Here is a 24,231-nt window from a genome sequence, read left to right on the forward strand (position 1 = left end):
CTCGACATCGCCGAGGGCATCGGTTTCACGGGCATCATCATCGCCCTGGTGGCCCGGCTGCATCCGCTCGGCGTGATCGTGGCCGCCATATTGTTCGGCGCCCTCGTCAACGGGTCCACCGCCATGCAGTACGAGACCGGCATCCCGAAGGCACTGGTGTTCGTGATCGAGGGGACCACGCTGGCACTGGTCCTGATCGCGGCGATGGTGTCCCGATACCGGATCCGGAAGGCCGGCTGACGTGGAAGATCTCTTCACCAGCGCTGTCCTCGTAGGGATCTTCTGGGCCACGTTGCGGATCGCCACGCCCCTGCTTCTGGCCGCCCTGGGCGAGTTGGTCTGCGAGAGCAGCGGGATACTGAACCTGAGCCTCGAAGGAACCATGACGATGGGCGCCTTCGCGGGCTTCTATGTGGCCAACGAGACGGGCAGCATCCTGGCCGGTTTGGTGGCGGCCGGGGTCGGCGGAGCGTTCCTGTCGCTCATCATGGCCCTGATGACCGTAACCGCCAAGGTGAATCAGGTGGTCGCCGGACTGGCTCTCAACATCCTGGGTCTCGGGCTGGCCTTCTTCTGGTACCGGTCCATCTACGAGGCCGAGGGGAGCATCGATATCCCCACGGTCGAGACGATGCAGGCTCCCTTTGAGTTCTTCCCCATTCCCTGGCTGACCATCCTGGCGTTCGTGATGGTCCCCGTCGTCTGGGTGTTCCTCTACCGGACCAAGTACGGGCTCGAGCTACGGAGCGTCGGGCACAATCCCGAGGCGTGCGACATGCGCGGGGTGGGAATCATCTCACGCCAGTACGTGGCGGTGGTGTTCGGGGGAGTGATGGCCGGCCTGGCCGGATCCTTCCTCTCCCTGGGATCGACCGGCTTGTTCTTCCCCGACATCATCTCGGGGCGGGGTTGGATCGCGCTCGCCATAGTCATCTTCGGGAACTGGAGGGCCACCTGGGTGCTGGTGGGCTCACTGCTGTTCGGATTCCTGGAGGCGACCCAGCTCGCCCTCCAGGCGAGCGACGTCGACCTCCCCTACCAGCTCCTGCTCGCACTGCCCTTCGTCCTCACCATCGTGGCGCTGGTCTTCAACCGCAGCCGCTCCAACGTTCCGCTGTCGCTGACGATCCCCTACCACCGGGGCGAGCGCTGACCGAAGCCGTCTGGTACCGGGCAGCCCGCCGGCAGGCATGTTAGATTACATCAATAATCCGCTCCAGCGGAGTTCCACTCGGGATTGAGTCAGGAGGTCGGGCAGGCGTATGGTGTTAGACAGTCCCACCCGTATCAACCCGATGATCCGCCATCGGGCCAGCCACATCGGCCGGGCGGTGCCCCGCCGCGAGGATCGATCCTCGTTGATGGGTCGCCAGCGCTACATCGCCGACCTGAAACTACCGGGCATGCTCGAAGTGGCTTTCGTGCGCAGTCCCGAGCCCCACGCCCGGATAGTCAGCATCGACACCGCGCCCGCCCTCGCCCTTCCGGGTGTGCACGCGGTGTTCACCGGCGCCGACCTGGCGGATGTGGACCTGTTCCCCCACAAGATCCTCTATATCCAGCCGGTACACCAGCCCGCCCTCGCCGTGGACCGGGTTCGCTACGTGGGGTCGCCCTACGCGGCCGTGGTTGCCACCGACCGGTACGTGGCGGAGGACGCCGCCACGCTAGTGGCCGCCCACACCGAGTTCGACCCGCTCCCGACCGTGGCCGACCTGGATCAGGCCCTGGCCGAGGATGCTCCCAGGTTGTACGACGACTGGCCCGACAACTACCTGGTCAACTTCCCGGCTGAGAAGCCCGAGGTGACGAAGGCCTTCGAAGAGGCCGACCACACTTTCAGCGACACCTACGTGAGCCGGCGCCAGACCGGACTTCCCCTGGAGTGCCGGGGTGTCCTCGCCGATGCGCACGACGGTTATTTCACCGTGTGGTCCTCAACCCAGAGCCCCCACATCGTCCGCACCACGATCGCCGAGATGACCGGCATTCCCGAGCCGCGGATCAGGGTGATCGTTCCGGCCATGGGCGGCGGTTTCGGTACCAAGACCCACATCTACCCCGAGGACGTGGTGGTGCCGTGGATCGCGCGCCAGCTTGGACGCCCGGTCCGCTGGCTCGAGGACCGCTTCGAGAACCTCGTTTCGGCGGTGCATGCCCGGGACCAGCGCCACGACGTCGACGTGGCCTACGACGATGACGGGACCATTCGGGCCATCCGCTGCAAGGCCTACTGCGATGTCGGGTCGGGCGAGATCTTCATGCCCGGCACCGCCACGGTCTTCGTCACCGGAGGAGTCCTGACGGGCGCCTACGACTTCCCGAACATGGAGGTCCATCACTTCTGCGTGGTCACCAACAAGACCCCGAGCGGCGCCTACCGCGGCTTCGGTTCTCCCGAGGGGATGTTCGTCATGGAGAGGATCATCGACCGGGTGGCCCGTGTCACCGGGACCGACCGGGTTGAGATCCGCCGCCGCATGATTCTCCAGGAGGACCAGATGCCCTACGAGATGCACGGCGGGGGGCGAGTGGACTCCGGCTCGCACGCCAAGGCCTTCGAGCGGGCCACCGAGATCGTCGGTGAGTCGCTCGAGCGGGTGCGGGCCCTGCACGCCGACGATCCCGATGTGCAGGTTGGGGTGGGCTATACCAACTACGTGGAGCCCACAGCTCCGACCTACCACCTCACGACAGGCTTCTGGGCGGGTGGCGACTCGGCGACGATCCGGGTCGATCCCGATGGCTCCGTTCGGGTGGGACTCGGGACCACAGCCCTCGGGCAGGGCACCGAGACGACCGCCGCCCAGTTGGCTGCGGAGGCCCTGGGGTTGCATCCCGACGACGTCACGGTCGTGATGGGCGATACCGACCGGGCCCCCTACGGGCTGGGTGCGTGGGGTAGCCGCTCGGCCATCGTGATGAGCGGGTCGATACTCATGGCGGCCGATCGGCTGATCACCAAGGCCCGCGACATAGCTGCCCATCTGCTGGAGGCGGCGGCCGAGGACGTGGTGCTGAGCGACGGCAACTTCCATGTCTCCGGCAGCGATGCGCCCACGGTGAGTTGGTCCCAGGTGGCTACGTCCGCCTGGGTTCGCACGCTGGACCTACCAAGAGGCATGGAGCCCGGCCTGGAGATGACGGGCTACTTCGAGCCGCCCGAACTCGAGCACCTTCCCGACATGTCCGGCAAGGTCAACGCGGCGGCCAGTTGGTCGAACGGCGCCCACGCCGGCGTGGTCAGCGTCCGGATCAGCACCGGTGAGATCAAGATCGAGGACTACGTGGTGGTCCACGACTGCGGCACCATGATCAACCCGATGATCATCGACGGGCAGGTCCACGGGGGAGTGGCGCAGGGCATCGCCGGAGCGATGTACGAGCACTTCCAGTACGACACCGAGACCGCCCGGCCCCTTTTCGCCTCCTTCATGGAGTACCTGTATCCGACCTGCTCCGAGGTACCGGCGATGACCGTCGAGCACTTCGAGACACCCTCGCCCGAACAGCCTCTCGGCGTCAAGGGCTGCGGGGAGGGAGGGACCATCGGTCCGGCGGCCGTGGTCGCCGGCGCGGTGGACGACGCTGTCGCCGACCTGGGCGTGGAGATCAAGGCCACCCCAATCACCCCGTCCGCTATACGTCAGGCCATAAGGGAGGCCACCGACGGAGGGGGTGCACCATGAAGCCCGCGCCGTTCGACTACTACCGGCCGGCCGCCATCGGTGAGGCGGTGGAGGCCCTCGGTTCCTCGGAGGACGCCAAGGTGCTGGCCGGGGGGCAGAGCCTGATCCCCTCCATGAACTTCCGCCTCGCCCTGCCGGACCTGCTGGTGGACATCCGTCACGTGGACGGGCTCGACAACCTGGAAACCGGTCCCGACGGTGTCACGATCGGCGCCGCCGTGACCCAGAGCCGGGTCATGGCCTCCGATGCGGCAGCTGCCGGGGCTCCCGGTCTACGGCGGGCGCTGCGTCTGGTGGCCCACCTGCAGATCCGGAACCGGGGAACGGTGTGCGGCAGCCTGGCCCATGCCGATCCGGCTGCCGAGCTGCCTGCTCTGGCTGTTGCCTCGAGGGCGACGCTCACGATCCGGGGCCCGGTGGGGGAGAGGACCGTCGAGGCGGGCGATTTCTTCCTCGGGCCGTTCTGGACCGACCTCGGCCACGGGGAGATCATCACCGGGGTTCACTTTCCGGTAGAACCTTCCGGCACCCGGACTGTCGTCGACGAGATCACCCGGCGGTCGGGCGACTTTGCCATCGTCGGTCTTGCGGCGGCTTTCGATCTTCAGGGAGATACGATCGGCGCGGCGCGGCTGGTCAGCTTCGGAGTGAGCGGTGTGGCGAGCCGGATGGCCACCGCCGAGGAAGCCATTCGGGGACTCGAGCCGGGGGACGACGGGTCGGATCTGTACGCAGCGGCCTACGAGGACGCGGCGGATGCAGTGGACGACATCCATGCCACGGCCGAGTATCGCCGGGAGGCGCTCGGCGCGTTGCTGGTGAGAACTGCCCGATCGGCGGTTAAGTCCAACGGACACGGGACGGGGGTGTGATGGCTTCCAACCATGGATCCAGAGAGGCCGACGTATCGGTCACGATCAACGGGACGCAGGTGACCCACCGGGTTCCTGCCCGCTTGCTGCTGTCCGACTTCATCCGTGACGTCGTGGGCCTGACCGGTACCCATGTGGGGTGCGAGCACGGTTACTGCGGGGCCTGCACGGTGATCGTCGACGGCGATGCCATCCGTTCGTGCTCGACTCTGGCCGTCCAAGCTGACGGGAGCACCATCCGAACCGTGGAGGACCTCGCCACGGACGGGGACCTCACGCCGATGCAGCAGGCTTTCCACGAGAACCACGCCATGCAGTGCGGCTTCTGTACCGCGGGGTTCCTGATGACCCTGGAGAGCGTTGACCCCGACGACTACGGGGATCCTGAGCAGGTGGTGGATCTGCTCTCGAGCAACATGTGCCGCTGCACGGGGTACCAGAACATCGTCAACGCGGTCTGCTCGGTGTGGGGAGTAGAGCGGAACTGAGGACCTAGGCACGAGGAGGCGAGAATGACCAGCCGGCATGCCACCAGCGACTACCTCGACGTTGCCGCCGAGAACCGGCTCTACGAGGAGATGCGGGACAACTTCTGGTTTCCGATCGCCTACTCCGATGATCTCAAGGACGAGCCCCAGGCCTTCACCCTGTTCGAGGAGCAACTGGTGGTGGTCCGGCTCGATGGCGCGCCTCGCGTATTCGAGGATCTGTGCCGTCACCGCGGAGCGGCCCTTTCCCTCGGCAAGGTCATCGACGGTTGCGAGTTGCGCTGCGGCTATCACGGCTGGACCTACGACGCCGAGGGCCGGGTCACCCGGGTTCCGGCCCGTGAGGAACTCTCGCCCGCCTTCCGGAACGTCCGGGTGCCTTCGTTCCCGACGGTCGAGGTGTCAGGCCTGATCTACACGACGCTCGGCGATCCCAAGTTCCCGCCGCCGGCTATTCCCGAGATCGACGACCCCAGCTACCAATTCCTGCATCTCGACATCTACGAGTGGAACTGCTCCCTGCCCCGGCGCCTGGAGAACTACTTCGACTTCTCCCATTTCGCCTGGGTTCACGACGGGATTCTGGGCGACAGCAGCCAACCCCGGATCGAGGACTACGACGTGGAGAAGGTCGGCGGAGAGCTCCATTTCCTCGCCGGCCCCTTCGTAGAGTTCACCGACAACGTCAAGAACAACCCCGAGTCCGGCGCCGCGGAGACCTACGAGGCATGGAAGCGCTACCGGGTGTTCCTGCCCAACGCGATGAAGCTGAACAGCAGCGCCGGGCCGGTGGAGGACTACGTGCTCTGGGTGGCGGTGGCGCCCGTCCACCGCAAGCGGACCCGCTGCTTCACCTACGTGGGCCGCAACTACCCCGGTTCGGATGACGACTTCCGGGCCTTCGCCCAGATGGTCACCGACCAGGACCGTCCCATCGTCGAGTCCCAGCGGCCCGAGGAGCTTCCGGCCGACCTCGCCGCCGAGATGCACGTGAGAGGCGCCGACCTCGGGACACTGGAGTACCGGCGTTGGCTGCTCGACATCGCCAACGGCGTTGTCGAACCGGCACCGGCCTGACAGCCGGGTTCATCTCACGCTACCGAAGGGTGAGCACCCAACCGCGCACCCTCTAAGTCGCGCCATGCTGCTCGCTCCTCAGGACTTTGGCGGTGCGTCCGAAGCAATGCGGCCGCGGGTGTAGAAATGGCGCCCCGGATTGGATGAGTACTGAGCCCGATCCGGCCGGGTTGCTCGTGGAAAGACCAGCTGGTCTGTGAGTTGTGACCTGTTGACACGTTGCAAACCCCCTGTGTATGGTTCACAAATGGGTTCGGAGATCGACGTACGTCACAATGTTGCGACCGACATCGGTGAGACTTTCGCCGATCCGTCCTCACAACCGTGGAGCATGCCCTTCGCCGGTTCGCGGGTCCCCCTAGCCTCCACTGGCGTTGCCGACAGGTCGATAGCGCTCCGAGAGGGTAGGAACAGAGCTTTCGGTAACCGGGCTATTCCTCTTCCTCACCATGCTCGGGTTTGACACCCGTGTCGAAAGGAGTTGTCGCCCGGGCGGGCTGCTCCTCCTTCCCCGATCATGGGACGCCTCCCCGATGAGATTCGGCGAGCATACGATGTCGAGGTCCTCTGTCCGCACCACGTGGTCGCCCGGTGTTCTGGTCGGGGCCGTTAGCTGTGGCGGTCCGGATACGTCCTACCGCCTGGTCATCCGCAGGAAGGGCGCCGCGCCGCGAATGTAGGTACGAGCCGCAAAACACTACGAACCGTCAGACGGAGATCTGACCAAGGGAGGAGAGCAGATATGGAGAAGCAGCGAAGAACAAGGTTGGTGGTCGGTCTGGCGGTGGTACTCGGCCTCCTGTTCAGCGCATGCGGCGCTGAGACCGAGACCGCCGACGCTCCGGCGACGACGGCCGCTGCACCGGCGACGACGGCCGCTGCACCCGAGACGACCGCGGCGGCGCCGGCGACGACGAGCGCTGCGGAGCCGCCCGCCACTACCGAGGCGGCTATGGAGGAAGAAGTCCACACGTTGCGGATAGCGGTCTCGGGCGACCTACCGTCGATCGATCCCATCTTCGGGCAGAACACGCTCACGAACATGACGTTGAAGAACATCTACGCGCAGTTCCTCTTCTACGAGCCGCCTGAGGGTGAGGTGGGCGCCTTCGCCAAGGCCAACATCTCGAAGCGGATCGGACGTGCAGTGGAGAGGATCGAGTATTCGGACGGCGGTCGAACGGTGACCATGCATATCCGGCAAGGGGTCACCTTCCCGACAACCGGCAACCCGATGACGGCGGACGACTTCCTGTGGTTCTACGAGCGAGCGTTCTGTGCCAAGGCGAGCACCATGTTCAACTCGAACTCGTACGGGGTGATGTCAACCGATCAGGTGGAGAAGATCGACGACTACACCATCCGCGTCACGCTTGAGAATCCGTCGCCGATCATCGAGAACCAGATCCGGGCGCAGGTGGCGGTGATACTCGACTCGGAGGCGATCAAGCCACACATCACCGACGACGACCCGTGCGGGAACGAGTGGATCGCTCAGAACTACGCCGGCAACGGTGTCTACCGCCTCGTCGAGTGGGATCGCGGGCAGCGGATCGTGTTCGAGGCCAACCCCGCGTGGGCATGGCCCGAGCCCTACTTCGGCCGGGTCGAACTCCTGGTCATACCTGATGCCAGTAACCGGATCCTGCTGCTGGAGACCGGCGAGGTCGACATGGCGATGGACCTAGACGAACGCCAGTTGGCTCGCCTCGATGAATCGGGCACCGCCAACGTGCTCAAGATCCCGGGCCGCAGGACCCTGCGGCTCCTGTTGAACAACGAGATGCCACCGTTCGACATCCGCGAGGTGAGGCAGGCTCTCAACTACGCGGTTCCGTACGATACGGTCATCAACGACATCCTGCAGGGCACGGGCGTGCATATACCGGGCCCGGTCTCGCCGAACTCGACCTATTACCAGGACTTCGGGTTCGAGGATCTGCAGAAGTACACGTATGATCTCGACACAGCGAGGGCGTTGCTGGCGGAAGCAGGCTTCGCCGACGGATTCGAGTTCACGCTGATGATCCCGCAGGGCAATACGCTGGTGGACGAGATCGCCACGTTCCTGCGGTCCGAGTACCAGAAGATCGGTGTCACCATGAACATCGAGCGGGCGACCGGCGCCGTGCTTGCCGAGGCCATGGGCCAGGCGACCGGAGACGCCTACTTGCGTGGATGGTTCACGGACTTCGTGGATGAGCCGTTCTTCCACTTCAATCTCTGGTGGAGGACCAAATCCGTGATCAACTGGACGCAGTACACCGACCCCCGCATGGATGAGATCGTCGCGGCTCTCAAGGTCACGACAGACAAGGACGCCCAGCGGGAGCTCGCCCGGGAGGGAATGGCGCTCATCATCAACGATGCTCCCGAGGTGTGGATCGCGGGCGGAGCGACACAGGTCGCCCTGGCGCACGGTCTCCTGGGTTACGTGCACGAGCCGGACGAGTTGCCTATCTGGGGCAGCCTCTACAGAGAGGGATAGGCGCCGTCGCGCCGGAGTCGAGGCTCTGAAGAACCCGGAGGGTGCTGGGAAACGTCGACAACTAGGCGTTTCCCGGCACCCCTCCCGGGCATCGACGGAGCCTGAGCAGGTACCCGACCACAGGAGGTCAGCGATTGGCCACCTCGACAGAGCCTGAACTCGACGGGGACGGTTCGACCGGCCCTCTGTCGGCCGCGGGCGAACCGGCCTCCACCACCCGCACCGACGTGTTCATGTACGTCACCAGGAAGGTGGGCTCCCTCCTCCTGGTGTCGCTGCTCGTCGCGACGCTCACCTTCGTGGTGAGCCGGGCTACGGCAGACCCTTCCTTCCTGATGGTGGGCCAGGACGCGACCGACGAGATCATCGCCGCCCGGCGCGCCGAGATGGGTCTCGACCAACCCATGTATCGCCAATGGGCCTCCTACATGGCGGATCTGGCGAGAGGCGATCTCGGCATTTCGAGACGGACCTTTGCTCCGGTCGGCGGAGAGATCTGGGAGCGGCTCCCGGCTACTGTCGAGATGGCAGGTGCGGCGTTGCTGCTGTCTCTGCTGGTGGCGATTCCGGGTGGTATCCGGGCCGGATTGCGGCCCGACGGTTGGGCGGATCGAATCGTCGGTTCGGTCGCGCAGCTCGGTGCTGCCATACCCAATTTCTGGCTGGGCCTGATGTTCATCTACTTCGGTTTCTACTGGCTCGGGTGGTTTCCCGCACCAACGGGGCGCGGGCTGTTCGCGCTCGACGCCGAAGCGATCACCGGCATCGTCACCATCGATGCCCTAATCGCTCGTGACTGGACGGCTGCGCTCGAGTCGATCCGGCATCTCCTGTTGCCGGCCGTCACCCTGGCGTCGGGTGTGATGCCCCCTATCCTCAACGTGACGCGCAACGCCACGGTAAGCGTCGTGAACTCGCCCTACTACGAGGCTGCGCTGTCCTTCGGGGTTTCGAGGCGAACCGTCAAGTGGAGGCTCCTTCTCCCGAACATCGCCGCTCCGGTCATCAACATCCTGGCCATCACCATCGGCTTCCTGATGGGAGGCGCCGTGCTTGTCGAGGTCGTGTTCTCGTGGCCCGGAATCGGGAAGTACGCGGTTGACGCCATGGACAGCTCCGATTACAACCCGGTGCTCGGTGTGGTGCTCCTCGCCTCGGTCACCTACGTCCTCGTGTACCAGATCGCCGATCTCGTTACCTTTGCCATGGACCCGCGCCTGCGGATATCGCGGTGATGAGACCACGGCCGAGGGCCACTTGCGTTCCAGCCAAGAGCTGTTGCCGGGGGCGACTGCTCAACGGGAGACGGCGATGACGGTTGACCTCCGGGCCACCCATCCCCTTCGCGCCCGGCTCGTTCGAGCCGGGGTGTGGATAAGCAGGCTGCCGCGGCTACCCACCATCATGCTGGCCATCACCTTCCTGGCGGTCCTGATCGGCCCGGCGATCGTGCCGCACGATCCCCTCCAGCCCAATCCCGCCAACGTCCTCGAAGCCCCCTCGAGTAGCCACTGGTTCGGGACGAACGGCTTCGGGATGGATATCTTCTCCCGCGTTGTGGCTGCAGCCCGAACCGACGTGGGTGTAGCGGTCGCGGGGGTAACCGTCGGGGCGGTGGGGGGCTCCATCCTGGGCGCCACCGTCGCTTACACCGGTGGGTGGGTCGACGCGGTGGTCCAGAAGGCCATCGAAGTCCTCCAGTCGTTCCCGCTCTTCTTGTTCGCCCTGGCCCTGTTCGCCGCACTCGGCGACAACACTTTCAATCTCGTTGTCGTCATATCGTCCATCAGCCTTCCCTGGTACGTGCGTGTCGTGCGAAGCGTCATTGCCCCGCTTCGGGAAGCGGAGTGGGTGAAGGCACTCCAGAACGCCGGTGCGAGCGGCCCCCGCATCGTTGTCCTCGAACTGCTTCCCAACGCCACGAGCCAGGTGCTCGGCCTCTTCGCGCTCAGCACCGGCCTGGCTATTCAGGTGATCGCTGCCTTGGCGTTCATCGGGCTCGGTGTCCAGCCACCGTTTCCCGAATGGGGATCCATGATCAACACCGGTGCGCCGTTCCTCCTCCAGGGTAAGTGGTGGGCTTCCGCCTTCCCGGGTGTTGCCGTAGTGCTCGTCGTGATCAGCCTCCATAGCCTGTCGCGGTTCTTCGATGCAGAAACCCGCGGGATCGGATAAGGACGGCGCCATGCCAGTGCGACGCAGCCGGGTCGGAGCCTGAGGATGGGAGAGGTGGTCTCGCTCTCCGGGGCCAGGATCCGGATCGATCGGAGGGGCCTACCACCCCTTTATCCCGTCCAGAGCGTGGATCTGTCCGTAGGCGCAGGGGATCGTACGGCACTCGTCGGTGAGTCCGGCTGCGGGAAGAGCCTTACCGCCCGGCTGCTGACCGGGCTGCTCCCTCGCAACGCGGTGCTGGAGAAGGGATCGGCTACGTTGCTCGGCCGGTTCGACCTCCGGGAGGACTTCCCTGACGAGGTACGCGGCCGCCGGGTTGCCATGATCTTCCAGGACCCGGTTTCCGTCCTGGATCCGATGGCGGGAATAGGAACACAGATCGGAAGGGCGCTGGCGGCGGCGGGTGTCGCCAGGGCCGACCGGAGCAGGGTCGCCGTTGATCTGCTCGGCTCGCTGCACATTCCGGCGCCGGACGAGGTCGCTCGAAAGTACCCCCACCAGTTGAGCGGCGGGATGTGCCAGCGTGTGGCCATCGCGATGGCCCTGGCGCCGAAGCCGGATCTGCTCATCGCCGACGAGCCGACCACCTCGCTGGACGTCACCACGGAGGTCCAGGTTCTCGACCTCCTCGAGGAGTACCTCGATGGTTCCGGCGCCAGCCTGATCCTCATCTCCCACGATCTGAACGTGGTGAAACGCCTGGCCCGCAGCGTGACCGTCATGTATGCCGGCCAATCGGTCGAGTATGGACCCATCACCGACATTCTCAGCGAGCCCGCCCACCCGTACTCGCGCGATCTCGTGCGTAGCAGCGTGCTCAACCGAGGTGAGTCCGCATACTCGATCGCCGGCACGCTGCCCTCCATCGAAGAGGTCACGCCAACCTGCCCCTACCGGGCGAGGTGCAGTGAGGCTCGATCGGCATGCTCGGACACGGGTCTCGGCCAATGGCCTTCAGCGGACGGTTTCGTTCGGTGCCTGTTCCCGTTGAAGACCATCCACGGGGACGGTGGCGGGGAGCCGGAATGACCGATCGCGACTCTCCGACCGGGCCTCAGGACGAAGGGATGGGCACCGGAGCGGGCGCGGCATCCGGGTCCTTAGCCCTGAAGGTCAGGGGGCTGTCGAAGACCTATGTCACGAAGCGACTTATCGGGTCGGGCAAGGGGTATCAGGCTCTATCGAACGTTTCCCTCGACCTCAGAGCCGGGGAGGTACTCGGTGTCGTCGGCGAGAGCGGGTGCGGCAAATCCACGCTCGGCAAGGTCATCGCGGGGGTGGAGACCACTGCCGCCGGAAGCGCCGAGGTGGGCGGCCAACCGCTGGACCTCGAGCACGGTACCCGGACCCGTGACCAGCGACGCCAGGTGCAGTTCGTGTACCAAAGCCCGCGAGGCTCCTTCAACCCGGCGCGGCGTGTACGTGCGGCGCTGCGTTACAACGCAAGGCTGGCCCGGGAGGTCACGGGAGAACCGGTGGAAGAATCTCTGGAGCGGGCGGTCACATCGGTCGGTCTCGGTATGCAGCACCTGGACCGATACCCGCACGAACTGAGCGGCGGCCAACTCCAGCGGCTCTCGATCGGACGCGCGCTGATCACCCGACCGGACATCTTATTCCTCGACGAGCCGACCTCGTCGCTCGACGTGTCGGTCCGGGGCGAGATCCTCAACCTGCTCACGGGCCTGCGCGGGTCGATGGGCCTCTCGATGATCCTGGTGAGCCATGACCTCGATGTCATCTCCTACGTCGCAGACCGCATCCTGGTGATCTACCTGGGCCAGATCGTCGAGGAAGGGACCGCCTCCGACATCGTGGCCCGGCCCGCCCATCCCTACACACGGGCGCTGCTCACGGCCAGCAGCTTGCCGGATCCTGCCGAGCCGCTCGAGCTCGCGGTCGATGTCCGGGATGCGTCTGCCGTACCGACCGGGTGCCGCCTTGCCCCCCGCTGCCCGCTCGCCGAGGCGCGGTGCTCGGAACCGCAGCATCTCGTGGCGTCTGATGGAAGATCGGCACGGTGCTGGAAGGCCGAGTCGGCGCTCTAGGAGTGTGCTGAAAGACGGGGATTGGCTGGCCGCGATGCTTTTGCCTGGGGTTTCATTTCCGGCTACCCGGCCAACGGGACACTCTCATTACCCCCCAGGGGACACCTCAGAACAAGCGCCCGCCCGTGACCCTGAGTTCCGCTCCCGACACGTAGCTCGCATCCGGCGACAGGAGCCAGGCGACGGTCGCAGCCACCTCGTGGAGGTCCGGGAACCTCCCTAGAGGGGTCCGGGACAGGTAGTTGGCTCGGACATCGTCGGTGGTGGCCGCGGTGAGCGGTGTCGAGGCGAACGAGGGAAGGATGGCGTTGACCCTCACTCCGAGCGGTCCGAGTTCGTTGGCCGCGACACGCGTGGCGCCAACCAGCCCCGCCTTGGATGACACATATGCTGACTGGCCGGGGTTGGATCCGTACGCCGCCAGGCTGGAGATGTTGACGATCGCGCCTGTGACGTTATCCGGGCGCCGGCTCTCGCCGGCGATCCAGTGCCTTGCGAACAGGCTCATGGCGGCTATTGCAGCTATCAGGTTCACCTCGATGACCTTGCGCACGCGATCGAGTGACATGTGGACAAGCGGATCGGCGGCCCCCACGCCGGCACAGTTGACGAGCGCGGTCGGAGTGGCTGCCAGCCGGGTTACCTCGTCGAAAGACGACTCGAGGTCGCCCGTGGACGTTATGTCGGCGCCCAGCAGCAATCCGGGGAATCCATGGTCGGCTCGGGAAGCGACGGCGTCGGGGAGATCAAGTCCGGCGATCGTCCAACCGCCGGCCTGTAACGCCTCGGAGATCGCCCTGCCCATGCCGCCGAGAGCGCCCGTAACGATGACAACTCGCGCATCCCCTTCCTCGATCGGTGCGCCGTCGCCATCCGCGACGATCACTCCCACGCCGACCCGCCTGCGTATTCGATCAGGCGGCGCGCGTTGCCGGAGAGGATCTTGCGGAGCGAGTCCTCAGGCCAACCGAGACTGACATACCTCTTCCATGCATCGAGGGGCTGGAAGGGAAACGCGCTGGCGTAGATCACCTTGTCGGAGATCAGCGTCGCGGCGGCATCCCGGAACACATGGGCACCGGGATGGAAGGCATAGATGGAGGCTTCGAGGTAGATGTTGTCGTTCCGGTAGGCCGTGGCCACCAACTCCTCCGAGCGGGGCCAGCATCCATGCGCGATGACCAGGCGCAGGTCCGGGAAGGTGCGGGCTATCCGTTCGAACGGTCCCGGGTTCCCGTAGAACTGACCCACGAAGGGTCCCACCGTGAGGATGGCGACCAGCTTGTTGGCGGCCGCGAACTCGAAGATGGGGAACATGACCGTGTCGTCGTCCCATCCGAGTGGCTGGGCGGCGAGGGGATCCCCCGGGGGATCGAGCGCGATGCCGATGTTCCTGCTGTCCGCGGCCGCGGCGGCAAGTTCCGTCTCGCGCTCTGTGGAATGCGGGTCGATCCCGTAGGCGGTGAACAGGAGACCCCCGGTGCCCGCAGCCGTCTCTCTCACGTAGTCGTTGCTCAGGCGTGCCCAGGCGCTGCGGCGTCCCGTGAACACGCCCACCTCGATGTTCTGCCGTCGGACCTCGTTCGAGAAGTACTCCAGCGGCACGGGCGCCGGTTCCGGTATCCCGAACCTGCGCCACAGCAGTGCGTAACCCGGTCCGGTGTACAGATTCATGTACTCGGTGGTGTTGGGTCGGACACGGAAGTCGATGACCTTCATCCTGTGCTCCTATCGTCGGCTGGTTGCTTCGACATTTCCATCCTCTACCGATTGGGTCATCCTACGTTCGCGCCGCCATCCACCATGAGGGATGCGCCCGTCATGAAGCTCGACGCTTCATCGAGCAGGAACAACACCACCGCGGCGACATCCTTGGGCACTCCGACCCTGTTCATCGGTACCGATCCGGCCATTCGGTCGATCCACTGCTCCGCCGAAAGCCCATCGGCTTCGAACCCGGTCCTTGACATGGGCGTCAGGATCGGTCCGGGAAGCACGCAGTTGACGCGAATGCCGCGATCGGCCAGTTCGACTGCGGCCGAACGGGTCAAGCCTTCGACTCCACCCTTGGCTGCGCTGTATGCGGACATTCCGGCCATGCCCTTGCGCGACAGAACGGAACCTACGAGGACGATCGAGCCGCCGCCCGACTCGGCCATGGCAACGGCGCAGGCTTCCAGCAGCCAGTAGGACCCCAAGAGGTTGACGTTGACAATTGCCCTGACCCGGTCCCATTGCGAAGCGCCGATCGTTTGCCGGGCCGCTGCTCCGCCGATCCCGGCGCATGTGGCGAGTCCATCGATCCTCTCGACTCGGCTGCTGACATGGGCGACCGCCCTATGAACGGCGACGGGATCTGTGGTATCGCATTCCACGAACAGCACCCGGTCGCTGCGAAGCTGGTCTTCAGGGGGCTCCTGGAGGTCGAGGATTGCGACAGACCGGCCCCTGGCGTGCAATCCCTCCACCACCGCCCTCCCGATACCCGACGAACCTCCGCTGACAATGGTCGTAGCGGGTGGAGATGTCATCTCTCGCCGCGCGCCCGTAGGCTCGAACGGTGGTCGAACGACAGCGAGGGCTCCGGATCACGAGGCCCAGGGATGTTTGGTTTGCGGAAGCTCTTGGAAGGGGGCCTGAGTCGAAGGTCGATGATCATGCGCGACGATCCTTCTCAGCACTGATGTACGGTCAGCGTATCATGTTGCGCCGCAACCCGTTCGACTGGCCCATTCCGGGGTCACGTGACCACACATCATGTGACCACAGTCAGGTGCGTGGCCCGCCAGAGTCGCCAACGATGCCCCTACGGAGGCAGGGAGTCGGGCCCGCTCCGGCATTGATGTGTTCTATAATCCGGGGACACGGTAGGTTGCTGATCGGGTGAAGGAGTCGGTATGGCGACAATCGAACTCGACCATGCGGTTTGCATCGTCTCGGGCATGTGCGCCTCGGTGGCGCCTTCCCTGTTCCGGGTTGCGGACGACAGCAGCGAGATAATCGTGCTCCAGGCGACCGTTCCTGATGATCTCCTCGACGAAGCCATGAACGCGGAAGTGTGCTGTCCGGTCGAGGCGATCCGGGTGGTGACCGGCTAGAAGCCCGCTGTACTATCGGTGTACTGCGCCGACCACGCCCGACCGAACGAGTGGAGGTGACGGTGGTAAAGATCACTGCCGAACTCGACGAGACCCAGGGGAATACCCAACTCGACGTGGCGGGGGAGACGAAGCTCTACGAGCAGCTTCGCAACTTCTGGCACCCGGTGGCCTTCTCCGAGGATCTGAAGGACGAGCCCCATCAGGTGACCCTGTTCGAGACCCGCCTGGCCGTTGCCCGCCTGGACGGAAAGCCCTACGTGTTCGACGACATCTGCCGCCATCGCGGCTCGGCCCTGTCGCTGGGCCGGATCGACGGTTGCTACCTGCGGTGCGCCTACCACGGCTGGGCCTACGACAAGGAAGGAACCGTGGTCGATATCCCGGCCCGGCCCGAGCTCAACGGCAAGCTCAAGGCCCAGCTCCCGGTGTACCCGGCGGTCGAGTCGGGTGGCCTGGTGTGGACCTGTATGGGTGACGAGCCTCCGGTCTTCCCGCCGGCGGTACTACCGGAACTGGACGATCCCGAGTTCCGGATCATGCGCTGGGAACCCTACGAGTGGGACTGCTCCGTGGGTCGTCGTCTTGAGAACTACTTCGACTTCTCCCACTTCGCCCATGTCCATCACGGCATCCTGGGGGATCGGGACAACGCGGTCATCGCCGATTACGAGGCCTACCGGGATGGCGGGGAGATCAAGATCAACGCCGGTCCCTTCCTCGAGTACACGGACAACCCCAAGAACTCGATGGTGGCGACAGACGGCGAGACCTACGACGCGTGGAAGCGCTACCGGGTATTCATGCCCAACGCGATGTGGTTGGACAGCTCGGCCGGTCCCAACGAGAGCTACATCCTCTTCGTGGCAGTGGCGCCGGTGAGCCGCAAGCGGACCCGGTGCTTCACGTTCGTGGCCCGCAACTTCGCCTACGACCTAGACGAGGAGTTCGACCGGATGCAGCGGGTCATCCTCGCCCAGGACAAGCCCGTGGTCGAGTCACAGCGCCCCGAGGAGCTCCCGGTGGAGTTGACGGCGGAGATGCATGTGAAGGCGGCCGACCTCGGCACCGTGATCTACCGGCGCTGGCTGATGGAGTTCGCCGACGGGAAGATCGAGCTAGCACCCACCGCGTGACAGACCGGCCTGCCGTCGTAATCGTCGGGGCATCCCTCGGCGGCTTCCGTACTGCGCATGCCCTGCGGCGTCTCCGGTTCGAAGGACGGATCATCCTGGTGGGCGACGAGGCCCACCTGCCGTACGACCGTCCGCCCCTCTCCAAGGAGGTCCTGACAGAGGAGAAGCAACCTGGCGACACGTACTTCCGTGCGGCGGACTTCTTCGGTGAGCAGGGCATCGAGTTGAAGCTCGGCTCGCCCGCGGTGGGCCTAGACGGGGAGGGACGCACCATCACCCTCGCCACCGGCGAGCAGCTGGGATACGACGCAGCGGTCATCGCCACCGGCGCCCGTCCCCGGCGTCTCCCGGGTATGGAAGGCCTGCCAGGTGTCCATGTGATGCGCACGCTGGATGACTCCGCATCCATCCGGTCGGCCCTCGACGGGGCGAGGCATGTGGTAGTGGTCGGGGCGGGCTTCATCGGCAGCGAGGTGGCGGCCAGCGCTCGACACCGCGGGGCGGCCGTGACGGTTCTCGAGGCGGCCGGCCAGCCCCTGGTGGCGGCGGTAGGTGCCGAGGTGGGGCAGCGCTGTGCCGCTCTTCATGACCTCTACGGGACTGAACTCCGGTGCGGCGCCGGCGTGGAGGGCATCGACCGGACCCGCGATGGCCTGGCGGTCCGCCTCGCCGGTGGCCCGGCGGTCGGATGCGACCTGGTGGTGGTCGGAATCGGGGTGATCCCGAACATCGAATGGTTGGAGGGTTCGGGGATCGAGATCGATCGGGCGGTGCTATGCGACCGGTACATGCGCACCTCGTTGCCTGGCGTGTACGCGCTGGGCGACCTGGCTTCCTGGTTCAATCCCCGGTACGGGGAGCGGATGCGCGTCGAGCACTGGACCAACACGGTCCAGCAGTCCACGGCCGTGGCCCGCAACATCGTGGCGTCCGTGGCCGGCGGCGATCCGGTCGCCTATGACGGCATCCCGTACTTCTGGTCCGATCAGTACGGGCACCGCCTGCAGCTGGTGGGCCGAGCATCGGGAGACGAATTGGCATTCGTTCACGATCCGCCCGATAGCCCCGCCATGATGGCCCTTTACCGCGACGGGGACCGGCTGGGAGGCGCATTCGCCATCGACACAGTTGGTCCCCTCATGCAGATGCGAAGCCTGCTGGTCCGAAATGCCGGCTTCGATGAAGCCCTCGACCGGGCGGCCGAACTCGCGTAGCTAGCCGGCAGCCGCCACCGGGTGCCGGTGTGGCGGTTCCGGTCGGTAGCGCACCGGGTCAGCGGCCGCTAGAAGCGGCCATCGGTGCTCAGTAGACCACGAGGGTGTCGAAGGAGCGGTACGCCAGCTCCCTTCCCGTTTCGAACTGATCGATGGGGAACCAGTAGACGACTTCCACGCCGACGCCATCCGACACGTGAGCCAGCCAGGAGAATGCCTCTTGGCCCGACAAGCCCTCGAACAGGACCGCAGGGACACCCTGGGCAGTCGTGACGGTCTCGCTCGTAAGGTCGGTGGCGCCCGTTTCGATGAACCAAGGCTCCAACATGTCGGCGTACTCGTCCAGAGACAAGCCGGCGAACTCCCAGGCATAGATAATCACGGTCCCGTTCCCGGCGAGGTCCGTGGCCCTGAAGACCTCGGTCTGTTCCGTGTCGGGCTCTTCTTCTATCCAAGCCTGCGGCGTCTGCACCTCGAAGAACCCGACCGGGTCCACGAAGGTCGGCCCCAAGGGCGCCACCGCCGGCTCCGACGATGTCGGTTCAACCGGGGGCGGTTCCGACGGTATTAGCTCCCCCAGGGTCCAATTACCGGCGGCATCCTCGGCCGAGATGGCGTAGTAGTAGTCTTCAGGCTCGCCCGACTCGTCCTCGAACTCGAGGAACTCGAACCAGAAGGCCGGCTCCTGGACGAAAGTCACCAACCCGTCGGCGGTATGGAACCAGTCATCCTCTCCCGAGTCCCCAAGGTTGAATCCGAAATTGTAGAACTGGACCTGGTCCCCGGGGGTTAGCCGGAAAGCAGCCCTGTCGTACTGGACTTTGCCTTCTTCATCATCGGGGCCGGAATAGAGGATCTGGTAGGTCTGTATGAAGTGGTTGAATATTTCCCATACCTCGCCGTCGTCGGTGACGACGAGAGTCAACCGGGCAAGGTCGTACGGGTATTCGTAGCCGCTGTAGTCCTTCCCCGCCTGGTAGTAGTCGATGTAGGTGTCAAAGAGTATGTACTCCTCTCCGCCCAATTCCAAGCGGTTGGATAGGAACGCGGGTATCCAGGCGGTGTCCCTCCCGGGGTCATACTCCACCGTAAACCACACCTGGGACCACGCGGGGGCGAAATAGACATCCTCATCCTCGGTGGCATGGGCTTCTTCCTCGGCGACCACCATGAAATAGTCCTCAACCGTCCCGTCCTCGTTTTCGATCGGCTGGACGAACCCGTACATCGTGGTAACCGAGGCCAGGTATCGGTCACGGACGGCGGCGAGTGTTCCTTCCGCATCCCAATGCTCTGTCTCGATCACCGGAGGTTCTTCATCGGCCAGCCGAAAATCTTCGTACACGCTCTGAAAGTCCCGCCAGGCGTCACTGACTTTGTATGCCGAATACCGGGCGTCCGTGAGTTCCGGGGCATCGATGGCCACGCCGTGGGAATCCGGCCTGGTGCCGTCGTGCGCGGAATGGATGACGAACCGGTCTATGGCGTCTATCAGCCGATCCAGATCCGCCTCCATCCCCGTGTCCGGCAGGTGGTCCGCCAGAAGGCGGGTGAAATGCATCAGGTCCATGGAAGCCCGGTAGTCATTCCGTAGGGAGACTGCATAAGATCGGACCTCTGTCTCGGCGGCGACTAGGCCTTGGGCAAACTCCTGGCTGTTGAACACCCGGCCGGTCAAGGCAGAAATCACCGGATCCAGGGCGGCCACCAGATTGTCATACTCGCCCAGGTCCAGCAATGAAAGCGTCTTACCCGTGGTTGGGGAATCGTGCACGTCCAGAACGAAGTTGTCGACCATTCGCCTCCCGGCCTCGACGATGCTGTCCTCCTCGGCGAACGCTTCGACCACGGCACTCCAGAGCCATCCATGTCCGGGTTCCAGTTCCTCCGAAGCGATCATGTAGCGGCCATGGGGTTCGATCACCTTCGCCACCTCCACCGTGGCCATGAGGCAGGCATCGAAGCCGATCAGGTCGAAGATGCCCACCTGGCTGCCATTGAACGCATCGGTGATCTCATCCATTTCCAGCGAATCCAGGTTGAAGTTCGAGTCGCCACCGAATCCGAAGTAAGTGTTCCCGTGGTCCCAGAAGACCAGGAACCTCTGGTCGAAGTTCACGTACCCGTCTCTTAGGTAGTCCAAGAAGAGCCTGAGGGAACTCTCGTCGCCCATGTTGGCTCCGTCGGCTGTGTAGAGATAGGCGTCGGGACCGGTCTCGTTGCCGAACTCCCGGTCAACGGAGTCCGACATGATCTGGGAACCGCTGGCGATCTTCATGCCCCTCCACCCGTCCTTGTCCGCACCCCCGAATGCGACGACGATTTCCAGGCCCTCCGGGTTGGAGAGACCGGTGTAGCCGGTAGCCAACTCCTCAAAATCGCTAGTGCCAAAGTTGGTTCTGTCCTCCAGGTCACTGCCCACCATGTAGATGGCCAGCAACTTCCGCCCCGTCCCGTCCATCACCCCGACCCCGTCGACCGCGGTGGGCTTTACGTACTCGGTCAGAGTGCCGGGATCGTCGGAATATCCGCGCTTGGCCGGGAGCGACCAATCTGATCCGTTTTGAGACTCCGGCTCGGCAGCCGATGTGGTGGTCGTTGTGGCTGGCTTAGGGGGTGTGGTGGTTGTCGCTGGAGGAAGGGGGGTCGTCGTTGTCGTAGGGGGAGGGGTGAGGGTGGTCGTCGGGGCGGTGGTCGCCTCCGGGGCAGTGATTGTCTCCGACGTGGGTGGCAACTCACCGGAACATCCGGCAAGGAGCGTGACCACGAGTATCAGGCATGTTGCCGCCCGCCGAGTGGCTGTCACATCGAATCCCTTGGCGCGGCCGCGCTCACCGGAGTGTGCACAATGCGTCAGTCTAGGGCCCCGCGCAGTAAACGGTGTATGAATGCCAGGGGAACACCGCCGACCCTATGCTGCGCAATCTCAGGAGTGGGGGAGGCGGGGCACCCCCGGCTGGACCCACCACCGTCGTGCAGAACAGCTGCCTGATGCGCGACCCGGTGCACAACTCGCGAGGTCATGAGCGATCAACAGCACTGCCACACTCCTATCTCGCCGCAAACCATCGACAAGGTCCAACACGGATGCGTCCATCGGAACGTCAACGAAGATGCCACCGCGGTGCATGTCACACCCGATCACTAGCTTCGGGATCATGACTGCAACAAGCGATGCCGACTCTGGACTCTGGCTGGCCTTCGAGTCTACGGGAGGCTGTCTCGTCTACGCCGAACCCCCTGTATTCGTCCACTCGGCGGAGGAAGCACGCCGCACCATGGTAAGGACCGCAGGGGAGGTGCTGGAAGAACGTAGACCTGAGGGTCCTGATCCCGCCTACTTCCTGTTCCCACCCGGAGGCGACCGCGGTTGGGACGACCTGGTCCGGTGCGAGTCCTATCGCTGCTACGACCCGAGCGTCCCGGACCAGGGCATGGAGGTCTCTTACACGCTGTATGAGGAGGGAGGCCTGGAGGGAGTCGGTGGGCTGATGTGGACCTATGGCGTCGACCTGACGGTCAAGGGTTCTCCCGAGATCTGGGATCATCCCGCCCACGTGCCCTGCGGCCTTGAACTCTTCGACGACTGATCGGACGTGGAGAATCCGCTTCATCCCGGTACAGTCACCGCTGGTGCAACCCCATCCCCGAAGGAGGGTGATTTGGCGCGAGCAGGTAACCCATGAGCGGCTCTGATCAGGTGCGGATCGGTGTGATCGGCGCCAGCCCGCCCGGCTTCGGGGACCGGGCCCACCTGCCTGCCATCCGGGCTGCCGAGGGCTTGGCGTTGGAAGCGGTCTGCACCACCCGTGAGTCCACCGCCCGCGCCGCGGCCGAGAAGTGGGGCGCCCCCAAGTGGTACTCGAACGTCGAGGACCTGTGCGCCGACCCCGAAATCGATCTGGTCACGGTGGCGGTCCGTCCCCGGCTCCACTACCCGCTCACGATGGCGGCTCTCCGGGCCGGTAAGCCGGTGTACTGCGAGTGGCCCCTGGCTCTCGACACCGGCGAGGCCCTGGAGATGGCGGCACTGGCGGAGAGCGCCGGGCTTCCCACCGCGGTCGGTCTGCAAGGGCGTTTCGCCCCTGCCGTGGCCTGGGCTCGCCGCCTCGTGGCGGAGGGAGCCATCGGCAAGCCCCTGTCCTTCGTGGTCTCGCAGATGCTCTCCAAGTTCGAGGTCGACTCCGACCGCGCCTGGCTGGTGCGGCACGAGGAGGCCAGCGGCGCACTGTTCGTGGCCTTCGCCCACGTGGTGGACTCGGTCCGGCTCATCCTCGGCGACGTGGAGTCGATCTGCGCCCGACAACTCACCCTCTCACCTGCCGGGGCCTATTCCGAGGGCGGGACCTTCGAGTGGAAGACAGCCGACACGGTTATGGCTATGGCCGAACTGTCCGGCGGCGTGGTCGGTACCGCCTACGTGTCCAACACCACCTCCCCGCCCCAGGGATACTCGCTGCGGATCATCGGCGAGGACGGCCAGATGCTCCTGGAAGCGCCTTCCTACTACCAGTTCAGTCCCGTAAGGGTGTCGGCCGGACCGCTCCAGGTCTCGGTCGGCCGGAAGGACTCCGACCGTCTCGAGGAGGTGGAGATCCCCGCCGAGCATTTCTCGCAGCTACCCGTAACCGAGGGGCACTCCGCCTACAACGTGGCCCGAGCCCTCACCGCTTTCGCCGGGGCGATCCGGGAGGGCCGTCGCTTCCGGCCCGACTTCCGGGATGGAGTGGTTCTCCACCGCCTGCTGGACGCCGTTATGACCTCCGGCGAGGAGGGCGGCTGGGTCAGCTGTACCTAGTCCGGTCCGGAGAGAACGCGAAAAGCGCGCGAACGGGCTCCGCCCCGCCGGGCCCTCCCCCACCGCCACCACCTTGGTGTCGAGCGCGTCCCGCCATGCCCAGGGTGGGGGCCTCGACGACTCTTCACTTCCGCGCAGGCCGGTCGACGTCCGAACCGGAACGCTGGTACTTACGGTTATCCAATATCGTAGAGCGAGGGTGTGACACAAACACGTCGGCTGCGTGGCTCAGCGCTCTGGATGACGAGGGAAGTGCTCCAGATCGGCGGAGCGGGTGTTCCGATACGCGCGCCGTGCAGCGGAGGGGTGGTTCCGAAGCAATATACTGAGCGGCGTACGCATGCCAGGCGCGTCGCCGCCCGGATGGGACCGCGTTCCCGCGCCCACGTCAGCAAAGGAGAGGCCCGAGCCTATGGACTTGCACGATCCCTTCTACGACCTGTTCCCCCGCAGATCCTTCCCTTCGATCGAGCCCGGGAGGACCGCCCTCCTAACCATCGATCTCCAGTACCTGGATGCACATGAGGACGGCTGGATAGGTCGCATCGCCAAGGCGGCCGGGAAGCCGGAGCTCATGCAGGAGCGTTGGGACAATATCAACGGCATCCTCCCCAACGTCAGGCGCTGCCAGGACGCCTTCCGGGAGGCCGGCGAGGAAGTGATCCACGTCCGGGTGGCCTATCGCACCGCCGATGGAAGGGACGCCGGCAAGGCCTTCATGCCCACCGCCGACCTCGAGCCCGTTCCCCGCGAACCCATGGACGACGAGCTCCTGCCGGAGGTCAAGGCGATGGGTGACGAGATGATCTTCTCCAAGACCTCATCGAGCGTCTTCAACACCAGCAACATCAACGACGTCCTGAAGCGCATGGGCATCACCAATCTGGTGTTCACGGGAATCGTGACCGAGGGTTGCGTGGAGCTGTCCGCCCGGGATGCCGCCGACAGCGGCTACACGGTGTCGCTGGTGAGCGACGCATGCACCTCATCCACCACGGAGTTGCATGAGAACGCCCTGGTCCGTATGACGGATGGCGGCTTCATCGCCTCGCGGACCACCGACGAGATCGTCACGGAGCTCGCCGACCCACAACCTTCCGCCGCCTACCGGCCGGCGTCGATACCGACCCCCAACAGCTAAGGAGCCG

At 65.1% G+C, this 24,231-nt stretch carries 21 protein-coding genes; 17 read left to right on the forward strand and 4 right to left on the reverse strand.

Features of this window, described 5'->3' with window-relative positions; translation table 11 throughout:
- From OXM57_06125 to OXM57_06175, 11 genes are all read left to right on the forward strand, one after another.
- Positions 1-240, forward strand: a 240-nt coding sequence (locus tag OXM57_06125; protein MDE0352249.1) for an ABC transporter permease, incomplete at its 5' end; no start/stop codon positions are given.
- Between the two features lies 1 nt (position 241).
- Positions 242-1,153 (forward strand): ABC transporter permease, encoded by a 912-nt coding sequence (locus OXM57_06130; protein ID MDE0352250.1) that lies wholly within the window; start codon positions 242-244, stop codon positions 1,151-1,153.
- Positions 1,154-1,262: 109 nt separating this feature from the next.
- Complete coding sequence (locus tag OXM57_06135; protein MDE0352251.1) at positions 1,263-3,689, forward strand: xanthine dehydrogenase family protein molybdopterin-binding subunit; 2,427 nt, start codon at positions 1,263-1,265, stop codon at positions 3,687-3,689.
- Positions 3,686-4,561 carry an FAD binding domain-containing protein gene (locus tag OXM57_06140; GenBank protein ID MDE0352252.1) on the forward strand — a complete coding sequence of 292 codons (876 nt, stop codon included), beginning with the start codon at positions 3,686-3,688 and terminating at the stop codon, positions 4,559-4,561. The genes OXM57_06135 and OXM57_06140 overlap by 4 nt, the downstream gene beginning before the upstream one ends.
- Positions 4,561-5,049 carry a (2Fe-2S)-binding protein gene (locus OXM57_06145; GenBank protein ID MDE0352253.1) on the forward strand — a complete coding sequence of 163 codons (489 nt, stop codon included), beginning with the start codon at positions 4,561-4,563 and terminating at the stop codon, positions 5,047-5,049. Before OXM57_06140 ends, OXM57_06145 begins: the two co-directional genes overlap by 1 nt.
- A 24-nt stretch (positions 5,050-5,073) precedes the next feature.
- Positions 5,074-6,126, forward strand: coding sequence for an aromatic ring-hydroxylating dioxygenase subunit alpha (locus OXM57_06150; protein ID MDE0352254.1), 1,053 nt, complete (start codon positions 5,074-5,076; stop codon positions 6,124-6,126).
- 742 nt (positions 6,127-6,868) lie between these two features.
- The gene (locus OXM57_06155; protein MDE0352255.1) at positions 6,869-8,614 is read left to right on the forward strand and encodes an ABC transporter substrate-binding protein; all 1,746 of its coding nucleotides are present in this window, start codon (positions 6,869-6,871) and stop codon (positions 8,612-8,614) included.
- A 134-nt stretch (positions 8,615-8,748) separates the two neighbouring features.
- On the forward strand, positions 8,749-9,849 hold the full coding sequence (locus OXM57_06160) for an ABC transporter permease (protein ID MDE0352256.1): 1,101 nt from the start codon (positions 8,749-8,751) through the stop codon (positions 9,847-9,849).
- A 76-nt stretch (positions 9,850-9,925) separates the two neighbouring features.
- Positions 9,926-10,789 carry an ABC transporter permease gene (locus OXM57_06165; GenBank protein ID MDE0352257.1) on the forward strand — a complete coding sequence of 288 codons (864 nt, stop codon included), beginning with the start codon at positions 9,926-9,928 and terminating at the stop codon, positions 10,787-10,789.
- A 45-nt stretch (positions 10,790-10,834) separates the two neighbouring features.
- A complete protein-coding gene (locus OXM57_06170) occupies positions 10,835-11,818 on the forward strand; it encodes an ABC transporter ATP-binding protein (GenBank protein MDE0352258.1) in 984 nt (327 codons plus the stop codon).
- A complete protein-coding gene (locus OXM57_06175; GenBank protein MDE0352259.1) occupies positions 11,815-12,837 on the forward strand; it encodes an ABC transporter ATP-binding protein in 1,023 nt (340 codons plus the stop codon). Before OXM57_06170 ends, OXM57_06175 begins: the two co-directional genes overlap by 4 nt.
- A 106-nt stretch (positions 12,838-12,943) precedes the next feature.
- Here OXM57_06175 and OXM57_06180 read toward each other — a convergent pair whose 3' ends face one another.
- The 3 genes from OXM57_06180 to OXM57_06190 are packed head-to-tail and all read right to left on the reverse strand — an operon-like array spanning position 12,944 to position 15,368.
- Positions 12,944-13,729 carry an SDR family oxidoreductase gene (locus OXM57_06180; GenBank protein ID MDE0352260.1) on the reverse strand — a complete coding sequence of 262 codons (786 nt, stop codon included), beginning with the start codon at positions 13,727-13,729 and terminating at the stop codon, positions 12,944-12,946.
- Positions 13,720-14,556 carry an amidohydrolase family protein gene (locus OXM57_06185; GenBank protein ID MDE0352261.1) on the reverse strand — a complete coding sequence of 279 codons (837 nt, stop codon included), beginning with the start codon at positions 14,554-14,556 and terminating at the stop codon, positions 13,720-13,722. The genes OXM57_06180 and OXM57_06185 overlap by 10 nt, the downstream gene beginning before the upstream one ends.
- Positions 14,557-14,612: 56 nt before the next feature.
- The gene (locus OXM57_06190) at positions 14,613-15,368 is read right to left on the reverse strand and encodes an SDR family NAD(P)-dependent oxidoreductase (GenBank protein ID MDE0352262.1); all 756 of its coding nucleotides are present in this window, start codon (positions 15,366-15,368) and stop codon (positions 14,613-14,615) included.
- Positions 15,369-15,734: 366 nt separating this feature from the next.
- Between OXM57_06190 and OXM57_06195 the strand changes: the two genes are divergently transcribed.
- Genes OXM57_06195 through OXM57_06205 form a run of 3 tightly spaced genes read left to right on the forward strand, consistent with a single transcriptional unit; the run spans position 15,735 to position 18,285 of the window.
- The gene (locus OXM57_06195; GenBank protein MDE0352263.1) at positions 15,735-15,935 is read left to right on the forward strand and encodes a ferredoxin; all 201 of its coding nucleotides are present in this window, start codon (positions 15,735-15,737) and stop codon (positions 15,933-15,935) included.
- A 56-nt stretch (positions 15,936-15,991) separates the two neighbouring features.
- Entirely contained in the window at positions 15,992-17,071 is a 1,080-nt protein-coding gene (locus OXM57_06200; protein ID MDE0352264.1) for an aromatic ring-hydroxylating dioxygenase subunit alpha, read from the forward strand.
- The gene (locus tag OXM57_06205) at positions 17,068-18,285 is read left to right on the forward strand and encodes an FAD-dependent oxidoreductase (GenBank protein ID MDE0352265.1); all 1,218 of its coding nucleotides are present in this window, start codon (positions 17,068-17,070) and stop codon (positions 18,283-18,285) included. The genes OXM57_06200 and OXM57_06205 overlap by 4 nt, the downstream gene beginning before the upstream one ends.
- A gap of 88 nt (positions 18,286-18,373) precedes the next feature.
- Here the strand turns inward: OXM57_06205 and OXM57_06210 are convergent, their stop codons facing one another.
- Positions 18,374-21,091: a clostripain-related cysteine peptidase gene (locus tag OXM57_06210; protein MDE0352266.1), complete on the reverse strand. Its 2,718-nt coding sequence runs from the start codon at positions 21,089-21,091 to the stop codon at positions 18,374-18,376.
- 352 nt (positions 21,092-21,443) lie between these two features.
- Here OXM57_06210 and OXM57_06215 point away from each other — a divergent pair, with 352 nt between their 5' ends.
- The 3 genes from OXM57_06215 (at position 21,444) to OXM57_06225 (ending at position 24,224) form a co-directional block, all read left to right on the forward strand.
- On the forward strand, positions 21,444-21,875 hold the full coding sequence (locus OXM57_06215; protein ID MDE0352267.1) for a hypothetical protein: 432 nt from the start codon (positions 21,444-21,446) through the stop codon (positions 21,873-21,875).
- A 92-nt stretch (positions 21,876-21,967) separates the two neighbouring features.
- The gene (locus OXM57_06220) at positions 21,968-23,083 is read left to right on the forward strand and encodes a Gfo/Idh/MocA family oxidoreductase (GenBank protein MDE0352268.1); all 1,116 of its coding nucleotides are present in this window, start codon (positions 21,968-21,970) and stop codon (positions 23,081-23,083) included.
- 412 nt (positions 23,084-23,495) lie between these two features.
- Positions 23,496-24,224, forward strand: a complete 729-nt coding sequence (locus OXM57_06225) for a cysteine hydrolase (GenBank protein ID MDE0352269.1) — start codon at positions 23,496-23,498, stop codon at positions 24,222-24,224.
- Positions 24,225-24,231: the final 7 nt, after the last annotated feature.

It is taken from the genome of bacterium (assembly GCA_028820935.1).
GTDB lineage: Bacteria > Actinomycetota > Acidimicrobiia > Spongiisociales > Spongiisociaceae > Spongiisocius.

Coding starts and splice junctions, on each gene's coding strand:
- OXM57_06190 (MDE0352262.1), bottom strand. CDS start 15,368: ATGACATCTCCACCCGCTACGACCATTGTCAGCGGAGGTTCGTCGGGT.
- OXM57_06145 (MDE0352253.1), top strand. CDS start 4,561: ATGGCTTCCAACCATGGATCCAGAGAGGCCGACGTATCGGTCACGATC.
- OXM57_06225 (MDE0352269.1), top strand. CDS start 23,496: ATGGACTTGCACGATCCCTTCTACGACCTGTTCCCCCGCAGATCCTTC.
- OXM57_06135 (MDE0352251.1), top strand. CDS start 1,263: ATGGTGTTAGACAGTCCCACCCGTATCAACCCGATGATCCGCCATCGG.
- OXM57_06185 (MDE0352261.1), bottom strand. CDS start 14,556: ATGAAGGTCATCGACTTCCGTGTCCGACCCAACACCACCGAGTACATG.
- OXM57_06175 (MDE0352259.1), top strand. CDS start 11,815: ATGACCGATCGCGACTCTCCGACCGGGCCTCAGGACGAAGGGATGGGC.
- OXM57_06215 (MDE0352267.1), top strand. CDS start 21,444: ATGACTGCAACAAGCGATGCCGACTCTGGACTCTGGCTGGCCTTCGAG.
- OXM57_06165 (MDE0352257.1), top strand. CDS start 9,926: ATGACGGTTGACCTCCGGGCCACCCATCCCCTTCGCGCCCGGCTCGTT.
- OXM57_06140 (MDE0352252.1), top strand. CDS start 3,686: ATGAAGCCCGCGCCGTTCGACTACTACCGGCCGGCCGCCATCGGTGAG.
- OXM57_06220 (MDE0352268.1), top strand. CDS start 21,968: ATGAGCGGCTCTGATCAGGTGCGGATCGGTGTGATCGGCGCCAGCCCG.
- OXM57_06195 (MDE0352263.1), top strand. CDS start 15,735: ATGGCGACAATCGAACTCGACCATGCGGTTTGCATCGTCTCGGGCATG.
- OXM57_06150 (MDE0352254.1), top strand. CDS start 5,074: ATGACCAGCCGGCATGCCACCAGCGACTACCTCGACGTTGCCGCCGAG.
- OXM57_06155 (MDE0352255.1), top strand. CDS start 6,869: ATGGAGAAGCAGCGAAGAACAAGGTTGGTGGTCGGTCTGGCGGTGGTA.
- OXM57_06170 (MDE0352258.1), top strand. CDS start 10,835: ATGGGAGAGGTGGTCTCGCTCTCCGGGGCCAGGATCCGGATCGATCGG.